Consider the following 16193-nt stretch of genomic DNA (forward strand, 5'->3'; position numbering starts at 1 on the left):
CTCAGCTCTCGCGCGTGATGGTGATGAATTCCGTGCCGTCACCGGTTTCTGGACCGACCCCTGTATCTGATATTGTCAGCGTCGAGCCGGGCGAGATCAGCGCATCGATCCGGTGGCGGGTCTCTTCAGACATTGAGATGCGGCTGAGTGCTCTGGCGATTGGACGGCCGCTGATGATGGAGCTTTCCTGGTTGGCGATGCCGAGCCGCTTCACCGTTTCGCGGGAAAGATTGTTTTCCAGCGTCACGCCCAGCCAATCCGCCGTGCCGGCTGCCTCATCGACTGAATGCAGCGAGAAGAAATGCGTGCCGAGAGCAAGGGCCGGATCGGCGATGGTAATGGGTGCTTCGAAGAGCGGCTTGAAATCCTTCCGCACCATGATGACGCCATTCGGTGGTTCGCCCCGGCCTGCCGCTGCGTAAACTTCCCTGAGGAGAGTATCCGTGATCAGGCCCTTGTCACGAGCAAATTCCTTTGGCCGCAGCGCTTTGAAAGCATTGATGGCCTGAACGGTCGCGGGACCGGCCAGCCCGTCCGGCTCGCCGGCGGCAAAGCCGAGCTGGTTCAGCAGGGTCTGGATATCGACGACATTTTCACGCAGCGTCCGGCGCGTCATCAGGATGCTGATCGGCGAGGTCTCGGCAGCCGGTGCCTGCAGCTGAAACTGCGGTATCGGCAGGGCAGCCGTCGTCTCGTTCATGGCGACCTGCACCTGCGTCTTCGCATCACCGATGGCAGGCCGCAGTTCCACGTCCGTAAGCAGGGGCGCCGGTTCGGGCCGGTCGGGGCGGAACAGGGTCGGATGGTCGATAGGCTCCGGTGTCAGCTCGCTGTCGGTGATAACGACCGGCACGCCCATCTCGGTCATCTTGTAGAGCGATTTCGCAAAGGCGCCGGGCATACGAACGCAGCCGTGCGAGGCCGGATAACGCGGCACGGAGTTGGACTCGTGCAGCGCAATGCCGGACCATGTCAGCCGCTGCATGAAGGGCATCGGCGCGTTCGAATAGATATTGGATTCGTGGTACTTCTGCTTCTCGATGACGGAGAAGATGCCGCTCGGCGTCGTGTGCCCGTCCTTGCCGCTCGAGATCTTTGAAGTCGCCACGACCTCCGCACCGTCATAGACCGCCAGCGACTGCTTATCCTTGGACACGAATATCTGCAGCGTGCGCGCATCGGCAGCAAAAGCCGGATCGACGAGAGCGGTCGCCGACAGCAACCCGATAAGAACACCTACACGCACAGACATGACGCAATACACCACATGCACAAAAACGACGGGATTTAAGCATGCGAAGTTTAACGAAGGCTTGAATACGCGGCCGCGCTTTGATCACAAGATTGTGGGATATTCAATTTTATGCAAATCTAAAATACTGGAAGTCTTGGGGGAGACTTGGAAATGCATGTCGATATTGTTTCTGCGTTCGATGATCTGCATGCCCTGAAGGATAATTGGAACGCGGTCTATGCCGCCGATCCGGAAGGGCATTATTTCCTGTCCTGGCACTGGATCGTCCGGTGGCTGGAGCAGCGCTCGCGATGGTTCGTTCTTGCCGCCAAGCGACAGAAGGAGGACGACCGCTATGTCGCTTTCCTGCCCATTCAACTTCATGTCGATTTCGAGGAAGGGCAGGGCCTCGGCAATATCGTGCGGCTGGGGGGCACCCCCTATGCCGGCTATAACGGCCTTCTCACATTCTCTGACGATGCAAGGGCAGCACTCGCCGCCTTCGCTGATTGCCTGATGACATTCAATTGGAAGCATCTCGATCTCGACGATGTCTATGTGTCCAGCGAGAGGCTGAAGATTTTTCTGGCGGCTTTTCCTGCCTCGGAATTCTCGAAGCGTAAGGTTCCACGCAGGCCGCATATCACGGCTGACGGTGAGAACATCGATCATGATGTCTATGTCTACGTGCCGCTTGGCGAGAGTTTCGAAACCTTCCTGGAAGAGCGCATCGGCCCCAAGACGCGGCGCAATGCGCGAAAGGCGCTGCGCGATCTGGTCGTACTGGAAAACGAGCTGCGCATTACCCATGTCACCCCGGAGTCGATGGAGCGCGACCTCGACATCTTCTACGACATGTGGAACGTCCAATGGGGTGAACGCCAGCCGCGCTACGGCAAATTCATCCTCGACAACAGCCGGCATATGTTGCCGGCCTGTATCAAGGACGGTTCGGTTTTCATGCCGATCCTCTGGCACCGGGATAAGCCGGTGGCTACCTTCATCATGTTCCTGGATCCCTATCGCAAGTCGATGATGTGCTTCCTCGGGAGCCGTGACCTGAGCTTTAGCCACTCAATCAGCCCCGGCTTCATGCTCCATTGCTACAATATGCGGTGGGGCATCGAGAACGGATACCGGATATACGATCTCGGTACCGGCAACTATGGCTACAAGGATCTTTTCGGTTCCGAGCACCACATCGTTGAGAAGCTGCAGGTCTCTACGCTTTCGGGCCAAAATATCGGCGATCGGCTCGATCCGCACTCGCTCGATCTAGCCATGCATCAGGCAGTGTATTTCGTCAGAAACGACAACCCGAATGCTGCCGAACTCTGCTGCCGGCAGATTCTTGCCGCCGACAACGCCTATGGGCCGGCAATCGCTTTGCTGGCGAAGATCGAGGCGACGCACCCGCCAAAGCCAATCGCCGACCCTGCCGCCCATTTCGCCGCCGCTGCCGAACGGCACCGTGCCGGTAATCTTGCCACGGCGGAGGCTGGCTACCGCGAAGTGATTGCCGTCGTGCCGGATCACTTCGATGCCCTTCAGCATCTGGCGCTATTGCTGTTGCAGAAAGGCGCTTTCAACGACGCCAAGGTCTGTGTCGACAGGGCGATCGACGTGAGACCGGCTTCCGCCTCGGCCTATTGCAATCGCGGCAATATTCTCGCGCAGCTTTCCAATTTCGAAGAGGCTCTCAGAAGCTATGACCGGGCGATTGCGCTTGATACACACCATGCCATCGCCCTCAACAATCGCGGCAACGTTCTGCGACGCCTGGGGCGCCACGCTGAGGCATTGGAAAGCTACGAGCAGGCCGTCGCGACCGAGCCCGGCTATGCCCAGGCAGTGAAGAACCGCGATGCGGCGCTGCGAGAGATGGAGACGGTACCGGCTTAACGCCTGTTGCGCCAATGCATGCGGGGATTTGCGATGACGACATGCGTCAAACAAGGCCTATCGGTTCCCTTTGCCGCCGAAAGTATAGCCGGTTTCAACCGTGCCCTTGCCGAACTTGTCGCGCAACTTGTCCATGGCCGCCTCCGCCGCCGCGCGCCGGCTGGACTGCTGGTCGATGAGATCGGGCGGGTCAGCGCGGCCGGCATCACCGAGGTCGGTGACGCCGATGCCGATCAGACGGAATTTCGTGCCGTCGGTTTCCTTCTCCAGAAGGTCGAGCCCGGTGCGGAAGATCTTGTCGGCCAACTGCGTCGGATCTTCGAGGCGACGGTTGCGGGTGCGTGACTTGAAATCGGCGGTCTTCATTTTCAGCACCACGGTCTGGCCGGCAATGTCGTTCTTCTTCAGCCGCCACGAGACCTTTTCCGAGAGATTGCGCAGGATCGGCACCAGATCGTCATAACGCGAGATATCGTCGAAGAAGGTGGTTTCGGCCGACACGCTCTTGGCGGCATCGTTGATGTGGACTTGGCGGTCGTCGACGCCACGCGACAGGCGGGAAAGCCGCTGGCCGATGCTGCCGTAGCGGCGCATCAGATCGTTCTCTTCCATCTGCTGCAGCTGGCCGATCGTTCGGATACCGTCGGCTTCGAGTGTTGCGGCAAAAGCCTTGCCGACGCCCCAAATGGTCGTCACGGGACGAGGCGCCAGAAACTCCACGGCCTCTTCGCGCCCGATGACGGAAAAGCCGCGCGGCTTCTGCAGGTCGGACGCGACTTTGGCGAGGAACTTGCAATAGGACAGCCCGACCGAGACGGTGATACCGATCTCCTTCTCGATGCGGCGGGCGAACTTCGCCAGCGTGCGGGCCGGAGGATCGTGATGCAGCCGTTCGGTGCCGCCGAGTTCCAGGAAGGCCTCATCGATGGAGAGTGGCTGCACAAGCGGCGTCAGTTCCTGCATCAGCGCGCGGACCTGCCGCCCGACCTTTACATATTTTTCCATGTCGGGGCGGATGACGACCGCCTGCGGGCAGGCTTCCAGCGCCTTGAACATCGGCATGGCGGAGCGGACGCCGTGGATGCGGGCAATGTAACAGGCGGTGGAGACGACGCCACGTTTGCCGCCGCCGATGATCACGGGCTTGTCGGCAAGCTCCGGATTGTCGCGTTTTTCCACGGCAGCGTAAAAGGCGTCACAGTCGATATGCGCGAGCGTCAGGTCATAAAGCTCTTTGTGGCGCGCGAGGCGAGGGCTGCCGCAAACATGGCAGCGGCGCAGGTCTGCCTTCTGCTCGGCAAGGCAGTCGCGACAGAAGCCGGGTGTCTTGTCAGATGCAGGCGTCATGGCTGGAACAAAGGTTGAACATTGCAACACTACGCCCTAAGCTCTTGAGTCTCAAGAGTGGGAGGAAAGCTTGGCCGTGGATATCGATCTTCGTTTCGAACCTGTCACGGCCGGCCGCTGGGGAGACTTCGAAACCCTGTTCGGCCCGCAGGGCGCGTTCTACAATTGCTGGTGCGTGGCGCTGCGCCTTCCACATGCTGTCCGCACGAAGATGGAACCTTCGGAGCGCAAGGCCCACATGCAGGAGCGCATTTCGGCCGGACCGCCGCCGGGTATTCTCTGTTATGCGGAGGGTGAGCCGATAGCCTGGGTGCAGGTGGGGCCGCGCCACGACGTGCCGCAGTTCAATTCACCACGAACGGTCTCGCGGCCGTTGGAGGAGGGTGATGCACATGATCCCTCGATCTGGGCGGTCAGTTGCTTTTTCCTGCTGCCGAAACTGCGCGGCAAAGGCTTGAGCCACAGACTGCTCGCCGGCGCCGTCGACTACGCCCGAAGCCAGGGTGCGCGATTGCTGGAAGCCTGTCCGATCGACCAGGTGAAACAGTCGAAATCGGTCACACTCTGTATCGGCTCGACGGCGATTTTCGACAGAGCCGGTTTCGAGACGATTGCACGGCGCAAGGACGGCCGGCCGCTCATGCGGCTGGATTTGCACGCCTGATCGTGTGCGCTGTAAGATGTTGGCTGATGAGTTCGGTGGCATGCGTCCAGTCTCTTGCTCGCGCGATATCGGCGGCGGCCGCCGGCGCGAAGCGGTGAACGGGCGAATCCGGCATGAGATGGATGAGCAGGCAATCTGCCACGTGCTCCTTCACGGAATGCAGGTTGCGCGCCATATCGTCGATGAACACGACGGGAAGGTCGCGGCCGCCATGCAGCGCCTGCACGATCGGTCCCTTCGGCTGTTCGCTGGCAAGCAGCGGGAAGGTGAGGCCGGTGCTGTCGAGGAGGCGGCGGCGATGGGCGGAAAACTGCGGCGGCATCGCGGTGAGGAACAGGACGTCGGCATCGTCAGACAGGCGTTCGAGCGTCGAAACGACCGGGTCGACAGGCGTCTGCCAGCTTTCCTGGGCCTCGAAGAAATCAAGGATCAGCCGGCTGACATGCTGATCGTCAAGCGCGAGCCCATCCGCCAGCGACACAATGTTGCCGTGAAGGCGGAAGGAGCGCGGCAGGAATTCGTGGCCGAGACTTTTGAGGTAGAGCTGAAAAGGATCGATAAATTGCAGCACCACATCATCGACATCGCAGACGATGAGCGGCCTGTCGCCAAGGCGGATGTGCGAAATGTCGAGTTCGGCGCTCACGATCAGTATTCCCCGGAGTCGAGGCCGGGCGGCGAGAAGTGGCGCCATGCCGCGGTCAACGCTTCCGGCGTCGTGTTCGTCGCCTCGCAGAAGGCGACCGCCGTCGGCTCATGGTTCATGAGGAAATCGAGCATGCCGGCAAGGAAGCCGGGGTCGTTGATCGCGTTGCGCACTTGCTGCGGCTCGACACCTGTCAATGCCAGGAAGCGACCGAAGAGATCCGGGTCGTTTGCAAGCCAGCCAAGGACGGCGATGGCCGTTTCTTGCGGATCGGCTGTCGCCGCAAGTTGTTTCGAAGTCTTGAAATTGCTTTGCATTGCGGTGGTCGAGTTACCTTTTCTTCAACCAAATACCGGTAGCTTGCACTATCGGTTTCATGGAGCCATTTGTCAGCTAATGTCTTTATCGTGGACATTTGGCTTCAAGAGCGGACGTAGGGACAGCTGATCATGCCCAAACAGGTGATGATTGTAGAAGATAACGAGCTCAACATGAAGCTCTTTCGAGACCTTATCGAGGCCTCGGGTTATACCACGATCCAGACCCGCAATGGCATGGAAGCGCTTGATCTTGCGCGCAAACATCGGCCCGATCTTATTCTGATGGACATTCAGCTTCCGGAAGTTTCCGGCCTCGAAGTCACCAAGTGGCTGAAGGAAGACGACGACCTGCATGTGATCCCGGTCATCGCCGTCACTGCCTTTGCCATGAAGGGCGACGAGGAGCGGATCAGACAGGGCGGTTGCGAAGCCTATGTCTCCAAGCCGATCTCCGTTCCGAAATTTATTGAGACGATCAAGACTTATTTGGGCGACGCCTGAGGCATCGGAAAAGATTCATGACTGCGCGAATACTGGTTGTTGATGATATTCCGGCAAATGTGAAGCTGCTCGAAGCGCGGTTGCTCGCCGAATATTTCGACGTGTTGACAGCTGCCGACGGCCACGAGGCACTGGCGATTTGCGATCGCAATCAGGTCGATCTCATCCTGCTCGACATCATGATGCCTGGCATTGATGGGTTCGAAGTCTGCGAGCGGCTGAAAGCCAATCCGAAGACCAACCATATTCCCGTCGTCATGGTCACCGCGCTCGACCAGCCTGCCGACCGGGTGCGTGGCCTCAAAGCCGGCGCCGATGACTTCCTGACGAAGCCCGTCAACGATCTGCAACTGATTTCCCGCGTAAAAAGCCTGCTGCGCCTGAAGACGCTGAGCGACGAACTGCGCGTGCGCGCCGAGACCGCCCATACGATGGGCATGGATGAGTTGATGCGCATCGGCGACGGACGCACCGAGGAGGTGGGACAGGTGTTGCTGGTCGATGGCCGTGCCAACTCGCAGGAGCGTATCATCAAGACGCTGAAGCCTGTTGCCGATGTGGTTGCCCTTTCCGATCCGCAGGCCGCTCTTTTCGAAGCCGCCGAGAACGGCTTCGAACTCGTCATCGTCAACGCCAATTTCGACGATTACGACCCGCTGCGGCTCTGCTCGCAGTTCCGGTCGCTAGAACGAACCCGTTTTCTGCCGATCCTGATCATCACGGAACAGGGCGCCGACGACATGGTCATCCGGGCACTCGATCTCGGCGTCAACGACTATATTGTGCGCCCTGTTGATCCGAACGAACTGGTCGCGCGCAGCCTGACGCAGCTCCGCCGCAAGCGCTACAACGATCGCCTGCGCGCCAGCGTCAAGCAGACGATCGAACTTGCCGTCACCGATCCGTTGACCGGCCTGAACAACCGCCGTTATCTCGACAACCATCTCAATGTGCTCTTCAATCGATCGATGGCGCGCGGCCGGCCCCTCTCGGTGCTTATCACCGATATCGACCGCTTCAAACAGGTCAACGATACCTATGGCCATGACGGTGGCGATCAGGTGCTGAAGGAATTCGCGACCCGGGTGCGCTCGACCGTCCGCGGCGCTGATCTCGCCTGCCGTTACGGCGGGGAGGAATTTGTCGTCGTCATGCCCGACACCTCGCCGGAGGTTGCCGCGGCCGTTGCCGAGCGCCTGCGCGCGGCCATCGAAAGCACCCCGTTCCTGTTGAAGTCCTCAGGCGAAACGCTGAATATTACGGCCTCTTTCGGCATATCCTCGCGCATATCCTCAGTCATAACGCCCGACCAGCTGATGAAGCAGGCGGACCTTGCTCTCTATCAGGCGAAAAATACCGGGCGTAACCGCGTCGTGGCCTCGGCCGCCTGAAGGCACGGCTTTTCGAGATGCGTCGCATTGGGTTATCCACCGGCAGCTGCTGGACCTTACGGATATTTAATGTTGATGGCTGCAATGAAGAGGTTGGTTTTTCAACCCGCTAGCCCAAAAATGGACTTTAAAGCGTGTTTCTTTCGATAGCACGTGCCAGCTGATCCAAAAAGCTAGAGGTCGTGAACGACGCAAGAAGAGCGGACTATAATTGCCTTCAGAATGACCCCTTCCCGTAAATCGTATTTCAGAAAACGTAACGCCGGCGCCTTACGTAAGGGGAGGGGCGGTGGTATTATTGAGATATATTTCTAATATTCTTGATAGGCTAAGATATTGTCCTTTTGGTAAAGCGGAATTGGGTGCCTCTTTACACGTTCCAAAACTGGACTTTTAACCATAGAATCATACTCGGAAATTTTACCATTAAGAATTTGTTGATTTTCTTTCGTTTTTGAGCAAATCATCGGCTCAGAACAAAAAACGCTCCCGTGGAGGAGTTGTCGATACCCCATGATGCTCAGGTCCGCCGCATCTCCTGGGTCGTGGGGTCGGTCGGCTGGTACGCAATCTTAAACGGTTCCTCGTGCCGTTTTGCATGCTGGCCGACCCCCTTTTCGAAAAAAACGCCGTCACTTCCCGAAGATGGAAGGGCGGCGTTTTTCGTGTTTGCGCTAACATCGATGTCAGGCGAACCCGGGACAAAAAAAGCGCGCACCCGAAGGCGCGCGCTTTTCCAAAACCCGTAAGATCAGTGATTACTTGATCTTGGTTTCCTTGAACTCGACGTGCTTCTTAGCGATCGGGTCATACTTGGTCTTCGTCATCTTGTCCGTCATCGTACGGCTGTTCTTCGTCGTGACGTAGAAGAAACCGGTGTCGGCCGTCGACAGAAGCTTGATCTTGATAGTGGTAGCCTTGGCCATGGTCGTCCTGCCTTTAAGAAAATGAAAGCCGTGGAAAGCCGGATAGGCTCCACGGCAAATTCTGGCGCGAAACTACGAATCTAGCCCGAAAAGTCAAGCCCGCTTTCCGAGGAAAAGCAGTCTTATGCCTGCGAGCAGGGCGTAAAGCCCGAAGAAACCGGCAATTGCATAGGCAAAACCGTTGTTTCCGGCAACGTCGATTGCAGCGCCGATCACCTGAGGGCCTGCAACGGTACCGACTGCATAACAGAAAACGAAGGCCGCATTAGCCGCCGCAAGGTCCGAACCTGTCAACCGCGAGCCGAGATGGCTGAGTCCGACAGTGTAGAGGCCGGAGACGCAACCGCCCCAGAAAAGCAGGATGCCGGCCATGAGAAGCCAGTTGTTGACGAGGATCGGCAGCATCATCGTGCCGACGAAACCGGTCAGGGCCATCAGCGCCAGCAGGGGACGCTTGTCCTTTATGCGGTCAGAAAGCAGGCCAAGCGGAATCTGGAAGATGACATTGCCGACACCCATCATGGTGAGAAGCAGGGCGGCTTGCGATTCGGTGAAATGCGCGCGCACCGCAAAGATCGGAAAGAGCGAGAGACCGCCGGCCTCGACCGCGCCGAAGATGAAGACGGCGGCCGTTGCGGTTGGCACCAGGAAGACGTAGCGCATGAAGTGCAGTTCCGGCTTCTCGTCCAGAACGGGGCTCTCATCGCGGGCGATGAAGATCGGGATGGCGGCAAGCAGGATCGCGCCGGCACCGACCAGGAAGGGAAGGATGCCGTCACTACCGAGCAACGAGAAGATCAGCGGTCCCGCCGCAAAGCCGATGGACAAGACCGTTGCATAGATGCCGAGCACGAATCCGCGCTTGGACGGCGGTGAAGCGGCGTTAATCCAGAATTCCGAGAGGATGAAAAGCGTGGTCGTCGCGCCGTGGAAGGCGAAGCGCAGCGGGAACCACATCCAGAAGTCCTGCGCATAGTAAAAACCGAGTGCGCTGAGCGCCGAGATCAGCACCGCCCACATCATTGTCGGCGCTACACCGTATTTGTGGGCAAGCTTGGTGGTGATGGGCGCTGCTACCATCGCCGCGATACCGGCCATCGCGGTATTGAGGCCGATGAGGGTGGAGGAAATGCCGCGCTTTTCGAGGATGATGCTGAGCAGAGGAAGTCCCAGGCCGATCGCGATGCCCACGGCGGAGATGGACGAGACGGCTGCCACCAGAGAAGGCCAATGGATTTCCTCGACATCGCCCGGTGTGCCGTTCCTCGGCTGAGACATTTATCCATCCTTAGAGAAGTATGCGGACGAATCGTCCGTCTGGTGCCACATAGAAAGACATAGGCATGCCAAATCCAAGTGACGGGCAGGGTTTCACAATAGTTCTGGCATCCGCCGGCGATTTCTTGAGTGTAAGCTTTCCCCATACAAGAAATGATGAGCGTATCTTTCCTCTGCAGATAGTCGGCTACAAGCCTTGACGCTCTGGCCGCTGCCACTACACGCGAAATATGTCTGGAAGGTGAAGGTGTTCAAGCTTGGCGGCCGGGCGTGTCGTAATCGTCGGGTTCATCGTCATGGCCGCCGAAACCATGCATCTTCAACGCCCACTGCAAGCCTATGACGCCGCCCTTGATAGGCTGGATCGAGACAAGCGCCGTGATGACGGTGATCGGTGCCCAGATGGCAAGATGCACCCAGACCGGCAGCACGAAGACCATGTCAGTCAGCATGAAGCCGCCAATGACGACGTGGCCGAGCACCAGGATGACGAGATAGGGCGGCAGGTCGTCGGCGCGCTGGTGATACATTGCCTCGCCGCAGGCGGCGCAATGGTCGACCGGCTTGAGGAATGCGCGGAACAGTTTGCCGCTGCCGCAGGCCGGACAGCGGTTCAGCAGGCCGCGCATGATGGAGCGTCCGAGCGGGCGCTCGACATCGGGCGTATCCCCATAGCGGACGACCTCGTTTGTCGGTGTGCTCACGATCTTTCCTTTCCGGAACTAGCGCCGCCCGCGCGGCGGACGCGTTCCGATCTTCTTGCGGGCGCGATTTGCATCGCGTTTCCCTGCCTTGTGGAAGGAGCGCACAGCCGTCGGCATCTTGCGTCCTTCGCTCAGCATCTCGAAGCGCAGGGCGCCCGCAAGCGGGATCGCCTCGGCCAGGCGCACGGTCACATCGTCGCCGAGACGATAGCCGAGACCTGTCTTTTCACCTGATAACGCCTGATGTGCCTCGTCATAGATGAAGTAGTCGGTGCCGAGCGTAGATATAGGGATGAAGCCGTCCGCACCATAGTCCGGAAGCAGGATAAACAGGCCTGACTTGGTAACGCCTGAAACGCGCCCCTCAAATTCCTGGCCGACACGTCCGGCAAGGTGATGAGCGATGAGGCGATCGACGGTCTCGCGTTCGGCAGCCATGGCGCGGCGCTCGAAAGTGGAGATTTCGGCGGCGATGTCGTCGAGCGTCGCTTCCTCTTCCGGCGTGATGCCGCCTTCGCCGAAGCCGAGTGAGCCAACCAGCGCGCGATGCACGATAAGGTCGGCATAGCGCCGGATCGGCGAGGTGAAGTGCGCGTATTTCATCAGATTCAGGCCGAAGTGGCCGATATTCTCGGGACTGTAGATGGCCTGACTCTGCGAGCGCAGCACCATTTCGTTGACCATGGTCTGGTGCGGCGTGCCATCTGCCTTGGCGAGGATGCCGTTGAAGTTGTTGGCGCGCATGTTGCCGCCCTTGGCAAGTGATATGCCGAGCGTGGCGAGGAATTCGCGCAGCACTTCCTGCTTGGCAAGCGTCGGCCCATCGTGGATGCGGTAGATCAGCGGCTGGCGCTTTTTCTCCAGCGTCTCTGCAGCCGAGACGTTCGCCTGGATCATCATCTCTTCGATCAGCTTGTGTGCGTCGAGACGAGGCGGCACGTGGACCCGGTCGACGGTACCATCGGGCTTCAGCAGGATCTTGCGCTCGGGCATGTCGAGCTCGAGCGGCTGTCGACGTTCGCGGCCGCGCTTCATCGTCTCGTAGGCGTGCCAGAGTGGCTTGAGGATCGGCTCAAGCATCGGCCCGGTCTTGTCGTCGGGCTTGCCGTCGATTGCCGCCTGTGCCTGCTGGTAGGAGAGCTTCGCCGCACTCTTCATCATGATGCGGTGGAAGGTATGGCCGATCTTGCGGCCGTCCTTCGAGAAGACCATGCGCACGGCAAGGGCAGGGCGGTCCACGCCTTCCTTCAGCGAGCAGAGATCGTTGGAAATTCGTTCCGGCAGCATCGGCACAACCCGATCCGGAAAATAGACGGAGTTGCCCCGCTTCAAGGCCTCCCTGTCGAGCGGCGAATTCGGCCGCACATACCAGGAGACATCGGCAATCGCGACCGTGACGATGACGCCGCCCGCATTGTCTTCCGATGGATCATCCTCGGCATAAACGGCGTCGTCATGGTCCTTGGCATCGGCCGGGTCGATGGTGATCAGCGGCAGGTCACGCCAGTCTTCCCGATGCGACATCGTGGCGGGCTTGGCGTCATCCGCCTCTGCGACGGCTGCCGGCGGGAAGACATGCGGAATGCCGTGCGCGTGGATTGCGATCATCGAGATCGCCTTTTCCGAACCGACGGAGCCGATGACAGAAAGCACCTTGGCACGAGCCAGGCCGAAGCGGCCGAGGCGCGCAACTTCCACCTCGACGAGATCCCCGTCTTTGGCATCGCCCTTATAGTCGGGATCGATAACCATTTCCTCGCCGCGCCGGTCGATCGGCAGAAGGCGTCCGGCACCACCCGGCGCGTCCTTGAAGACACCCATGGTGGCGCCCCGACGCTTGTCGATCACCTTGATGATGCGTGCGGTATAGGCCGGGCCGCCACGATCGACTGCCGGGAATATCTTGGCAAGGATGCGGTCACCCATGCCGGCAACCGGTGCCTTGCTCTTGCCCTGACGGCCCGCCGGCGATTGCTGGCGAATGGCAACGGCTGGCGCCACACCCTGGTCTTCCGGCCACTCGGCCGGGCGGCCGATCAGCTCGCCATCCTTGTCGCGCGTGGTGATGTCGAGCACGGTGACGGGTGGCAGCGCACCCGGCCGGATCAGCGACTTGCGCGTCTTCTGCAGCATGCCTTCCTGCTCCAGCTCCTGCAGCAGGCGCTTGAGCTCGACCCGGCTTTCCCCCTTCAGCCCGAAGGCCTTCGCGAGCTCGCGCTTGGAGGCTTTCTGCGGATGCTCGGCGATGAAACGCAGGATGACGTCTCGCGGCGGCAGGATGCCGTGCACAATGTTCAGCGGCTCAGGCGCAGGTTCCTTGCTCGCGCGTCCGAATTTTCCCGGGCGCTTGCCCATGGCTCTCGTAGTCTCGCGCGGTTCTCTCGCCACTCTCAGCTCTTTTTCGTTTTCGCCGGTGCCTTTGCCTTGGTTGCTTTCGGCTTTGCGGCAGTCTTTGTCGTCTTTGCTTCGGCCGCCGCGGCCTTCGGCTTCGCGGCTGGCTTAGCCTTCGCAGCTGTTTTGGCCTTGGTCTTGCCTGCGGGAGCCTTACCGGCCTTTTCCGCAATCAGGGCCAGCGCTTCCTCGACGGTAATGGCCTGCGGATCCTTGCCCTTCGGCAGCGTCGCATTGACCTTGCCCCAGTTGACATAGGGGCCGTAGCGTCCGTCGCGAACGGTGATCGCACCACCGTCAGGATGATCGCCCAGTTCCTTCAGCGCCGCCGGTGTGCCGCGGCCTCCTCCCGGCGCCTTGGCCTGCTTTTCGGCAATCAGCGTCACGGCGCGGTTGAGACCGACCGAGAAAACATCCTCAATGCTTTCCAGATTGGCATAGGTGCCGTCATGCAGCAGGAATGGTCCGTAGCGGCCGAGCCCGGAAGAGATCATCTTGCCGGTTTCCGGATGTTTACCGATATCACGCGGCAGCGAGATCAGCGCCATCGCCTTCTCGTAGTCGATATCTTCCGGCTTCCAGCCCTTGGGGAGCGACGAGCGCTTGGCATCCTTGCCATCGCCACGCTGGATATAGGGGCCGAAACGGCCCGAACGCAGCGTCAGTTCCTCGCCGGTGGTCGGGTCGGTGCCGAGGTTCTTGGGCTCATTCAGCGCCGCGCCTTCAGCCTCGCCGCCATTTTCGGAGGAAAGCTGGCGGGTGTAATTGCATTCCGGATAGTTCGAGCAGCCGACGAAAGCGCCGTACTTGCCGAGTTTCAGCGACAGGTTGCCGGTGCCGCAGACCTGGCAGATGCGCGGATCACTACCGTCCTCGCGCTTCGGGAAGACGAGTGGCGCCAGGGCTTCGTTGAGCGAATCCAGAACATTGGTGACGCGCAGTTCCTTGGTGTCTTCGATTTGCGAGAAGAAATCCTTCCAGAAATCGCGAAGAACCTGCTTCCAGTTCAGTTCCCCGGCGGAGATCCGGTCGAGCTTCTCCTCGAGGTCCGCCGTGAAGTCATATTCGACATACTTGGTGAAGAAGCTTTCGAGGAAGGCGGTGACGAGACGCCCTTTCGCCTGCGGGATCAGCTTGCGCTTGTCGATCGTCACATAGTCGCGGTCGCGCAAGGTCGCGAGCGTTGCGGCATAGGTGGATGGGCGACCGATGCCGAGCTCTTCCATCTTCTTGATGAGCGAGGCTTCGGAGTAACGCGGCGGCGGCTCGGTAAAGTGCTGCGTCGAGTTGATCTTCTGCTTGGCGAGATTTTCGCGTGCATTGATCTCCGGCAGGCGGCCATCCTCGTCATCTGCGTCGTCGCTCTGCTCGCCATCTTCCTTCTGGTCCGTATAGGCGGCGATGAAGCCATCGAAGCGGATGACGGACCCGACGGCGCGCAGGCCGGCCTTCTGGCCGTTGTTGTCGGCAATGATTTCAGCTGTCGTACGCTCGATTTCGGCCGATGCCATCTGGCTGGCAATGCCGCGCTTCCAGATCAGATCGTAGAGACGGATCTGGTCGGCATCCAGGAACTTGCGGACGCGATCCGGCGAACGGTTGAAGTCGGTCGGGCGGATCGCTTCGTGCGCTTCCTGGGCGTTTTTCGCCTTGGTGGAGTAGAAGCGTGCCTTTTCCGGCAGGTAACGTTCACCGAACTGCTCGCCGATGGCGCTTCGCGCCGCATCGATCGCTTCCGGCGCCATCTGCACGCCGTCTGTACGCATATAGGTGATCAGACCGACGGTCTCGCCGCCAATGTCCACGCCCTCGTAAAGCTTCTGCGCGATCTGCATGGTGCGCGATGCCGAGAAGCCGAGCTTGGAAGAGGCGGCCTGCTGCAGCGTCGAAGTCGTAAACGGCGGTGCCGGGTTGCGCTTGACGGGCTTTGCCTCGACGCTTTCGACGACATAGCTTGCACCCTCAAGCAGCGCCTTCAGCTTGCCGGCTTCCTCGCCATTGCCGATCGATCGTGGCTGCAGCCGCTTGCCATTGGCGGCAACGAGCCTTGCTTCGAACTCGTCTCCGCGCGGCGTCTTCAGGAGCGCCGAAAGATTCCAGTATTCCTCGGAGATAAAACGTTCGATCTCGGATTCACGGTCGCAGACAAGGCGCAGAGCGACAGACTGCACGCGGCCGGCCGAACGTGCGCCGGGCAGCTTGCGCCACAGAACCGGCGAGAGGTTGAAGCCGACAAGATAGTCGAGTGCGCGGCGTGCCAGATAGGCATCGACCAGCGGAACATCGATATCGCGCGGATCGGCCATCGCGTCGAGCACGGCCTTCTTGGTAATGGCGTTGAAGACGACGCGCTTGACCGGCTTGCCGTTGATGACCCGCTTCTTGTTCAGAAGGTCCAGCACATGCCAGGAGATAGCCTCACCTTCGCGATCAGGGTCGGTTGCAAGAAACAGGGCATCGGAGGATTTCACCGCATCGGCAATATCCTTCATGCGCTTGGAAGAGGCGCCATCCACCTCCCACAGCATTTCGAAATCCTGATCCGGAAGGACGGAGCCGTCCTTGGCAGGCAGATCGCGCACATGGCCGAAAGAGGCGAGCACTTTGTATCCTGGACCCAGATACTTATTGATCGTCTTGGCCTTGGCAGGCGATTCCACCACTACAACATTCATGATGATTCTCTAAAAAAGATGTCGATCCGGCGAAGAAGCAGGCGCAACACGCACTGCAACATGAATACCGGCCCTCCGACATGGACAGGGAATTCGCTCCGGTCAAGAGGTTTGCTTCAATTTTACCTCTTTGCCGGGCATCGCAACCATTGCGAGATTTATAGACTATTGCAATTCAAGATGATTGAGCTATCGTTTTTGAAGTGTGGTTCGG

General features: G+C 59.6%; 13 protein-coding genes. 4 read left to right on the forward strand and 9 right to left on the reverse strand.

Annotated elements, in window-relative coordinates; genetic code table 11:
* Window position 1: 1 nt before the first annotated feature.
* Window positions 2-1252 (reverse strand): L,D-transpeptidase family protein, encoded by a 1251-nt coding sequence (locus AC1DF8_RS16955; RefSeq protein WP_112544531.1) that lies wholly within the window; start codon window positions 1250-1252, stop codon window positions 2-4.
* 153 nt (window positions 1253-1405) lie between these two features.
* Between AC1DF8_RS16955 and AC1DF8_RS16960 the strand changes: the two genes are divergently transcribed.
* Complete coding sequence (locus AC1DF8_RS16960; protein WP_478154224.1) at window positions 1406-3136, forward strand: GNAT family N-acetyltransferase; 1731 nt, start codon at window positions 1406-1408, stop codon at window positions 3134-3136.
* Window positions 3137-3193: 57 nt separating this feature from the next.
* On the opposite strand, the gene AC1DF8_RS16965 is transcribed toward AC1DF8_RS16960, so the two are convergent.
* Window positions 3194-4483 carry a DNA polymerase IV gene (locus AC1DF8_RS16965; RefSeq protein WP_478154225.1) on the reverse strand — a complete coding sequence of 430 codons (1290 nt, stop codon included), beginning with the start codon at window positions 4481-4483 and terminating at the stop codon, window positions 3194-3196.
* A 76-nt stretch (window positions 4484-4559) separates the two neighbouring features.
* On the opposite strand from AC1DF8_RS16965, the gene AC1DF8_RS16970 reads away from it, so the two are divergent.
* On the forward strand, window positions 4560-5147 hold the full coding sequence (locus AC1DF8_RS16970) for a GNAT family N-acetyltransferase (protein WP_113146324.1): 588 nt from the start codon (window positions 4560-4562) through the stop codon (window positions 5145-5147).
* On the opposite strand, the gene AC1DF8_RS16975 is transcribed toward AC1DF8_RS16970, so the two are convergent.
* Both AC1DF8_RS16975 and AC1DF8_RS16980 read right to left on the reverse strand, forming a co-directional pair.
* A complete protein-coding gene (locus AC1DF8_RS16975) occupies window positions 5122-5796 on the reverse strand; it encodes a hypothetical protein (protein ID WP_183851125.1) in 675 nt (224 codons plus the stop codon). The two genes, AC1DF8_RS16970 and AC1DF8_RS16975, sit on opposite strands and share 26 nt — an antisense overlap.
* Window positions 5796-6110 (reverse strand): DUF3572 domain-containing protein, encoded by a 315-nt coding sequence (locus tag AC1DF8_RS16980; protein WP_112544525.1) that lies wholly within the window; start codon window positions 6108-6110, stop codon window positions 5796-5798. Before AC1DF8_RS16980 ends, AC1DF8_RS16975 begins: the two co-directional genes overlap by 1 nt.
* 132 nt (window positions 6111-6242) lie before the next feature.
* Here AC1DF8_RS16980 and AC1DF8_RS16985 point away from each other — a divergent pair, with 132 nt between their 5' ends.
* Together AC1DF8_RS16985 and AC1DF8_RS16990 are read left to right on the forward strand one after the other, a co-directional pair.
* Window positions 6243-6614, forward strand: a complete 372-nt coding sequence (locus tag AC1DF8_RS16985; protein ID WP_028754034.1) for a response regulator — start codon at window positions 6243-6245, stop codon at window positions 6612-6614.
* 17 nt (window positions 6615-6631) lie between these two features.
* Window positions 6632-8005: a PleD family two-component system response regulator gene (locus AC1DF8_RS16990; RefSeq protein WP_113014069.1), complete on the forward strand. Its 1374-nt coding sequence runs from the start codon at window positions 6632-6634 to the stop codon at window positions 8003-8005.
* Between the two features lie 758 nt (window positions 8006-8763).
* Here the strand turns inward: AC1DF8_RS16990 and rpmG are convergent.
* The 5 genes from rpmG to topA form a co-directional block, all read right to left on the reverse strand.
* Complete coding sequence (rpmG, locus tag AC1DF8_RS16995; RefSeq protein WP_003587245.1) at window positions 8764-8931, reverse strand: 50S ribosomal protein L33; 168 nt, start codon at window positions 8929-8931, stop codon at window positions 8764-8766.
* Between the two features lie 93 nt (window positions 8932-9024).
* A complete protein-coding gene (locus AC1DF8_RS17000; RefSeq protein WP_112544521.1) occupies window positions 9025-10209 on the reverse strand; it encodes an MFS transporter in 1185 nt (394 codons plus the stop codon).
* A gap of 251 nt (window positions 10210-10460) precedes the next feature.
* Window positions 10461-10913 (reverse strand): DUF983 domain-containing protein, encoded by a 453-nt coding sequence (locus AC1DF8_RS17005; protein WP_112544519.1) that lies wholly within the window; start codon window positions 10911-10913, stop codon window positions 10461-10463.
* A gap of 18 nt (window positions 10914-10931) precedes the next feature.
* Window positions 10932-13301 (reverse strand): ribonuclease R, encoded by a 2370-nt coding sequence (gene rnr, locus AC1DF8_RS17010; protein ID WP_113014070.1) that lies wholly within the window; start codon window positions 13299-13301, stop codon window positions 10932-10934.
* Window positions 13302-13303: 2 nt separating this feature from the next.
* A complete protein-coding gene (gene topA / locus AC1DF8_RS17015) occupies window positions 13304-15979 on the reverse strand; it encodes a type I DNA topoisomerase (protein WP_183887963.1) in 2676 nt (891 codons plus the stop codon).
* Between the last annotated feature and the right edge of the window lie 214 nt (window positions 15980-16193).

Source organism: Rhizobium sp. 05N49 (genome assembly GCF_056396805.1).

Excerpts from the sequence above, each read along its gene's own strand:
- AC1DF8_RS16960 (WP_478154224.1), top strand. The coding sequence starts at position 1,406 with ATGCATGTCGATATTGTTTCTGCGTTCGATGATCTGCATGCCCTGAAG.
- AC1DF8_RS16980 (WP_112544525.1), bottom strand. The coding sequence starts at position 6,110 with ATGCAAAGCAATTTCAAGACTTCGAAACAACTTGCGGCGACAGCCGAT.
- rpmG (WP_003587245.1), bottom strand. The coding sequence starts at position 8,931 with ATGGCCAAGGCTACCACTATCAAGATCAAGCTTCTGTCGACGGCCGAC.
- AC1DF8_RS16965 (WP_478154225.1), bottom strand. The coding sequence starts at position 4,483 with ATGACGCCTGCATCTGACAAGACACCCGGCTTCTGTCGCGACTGCCTT.
- AC1DF8_RS16985 (WP_028754034.1), top strand. The coding sequence starts at position 6,243 with ATGCCCAAACAGGTGATGATTGTAGAAGATAACGAGCTCAACATGAAG.
- AC1DF8_RS16955 (WP_112544531.1), bottom strand. The coding sequence starts at position 1,252 with ATGTCTGTGCGTGTAGGTGTTCTTATCGGGTTGCTGTCGGCGACCGCT.
- topA (WP_183887963.1), bottom strand. The coding sequence starts at position 15,979 with ATGAATGTTGTAGTGGTGGAATCGCCTGCCAAGGCCAAGACGATCAAT.
- AC1DF8_RS17000 (WP_112544521.1), bottom strand. The coding sequence starts at position 10,209 with ATGTCTCAGCCGAGGAACGGCACACCGGGCGATGTCGAGGAAATCCAT.
- AC1DF8_RS16990 (WP_113014069.1), top strand. The coding sequence starts at position 6,632 with ATGACTGCGCGAATACTGGTTGTTGATGATATTCCGGCAAATGTGAAG.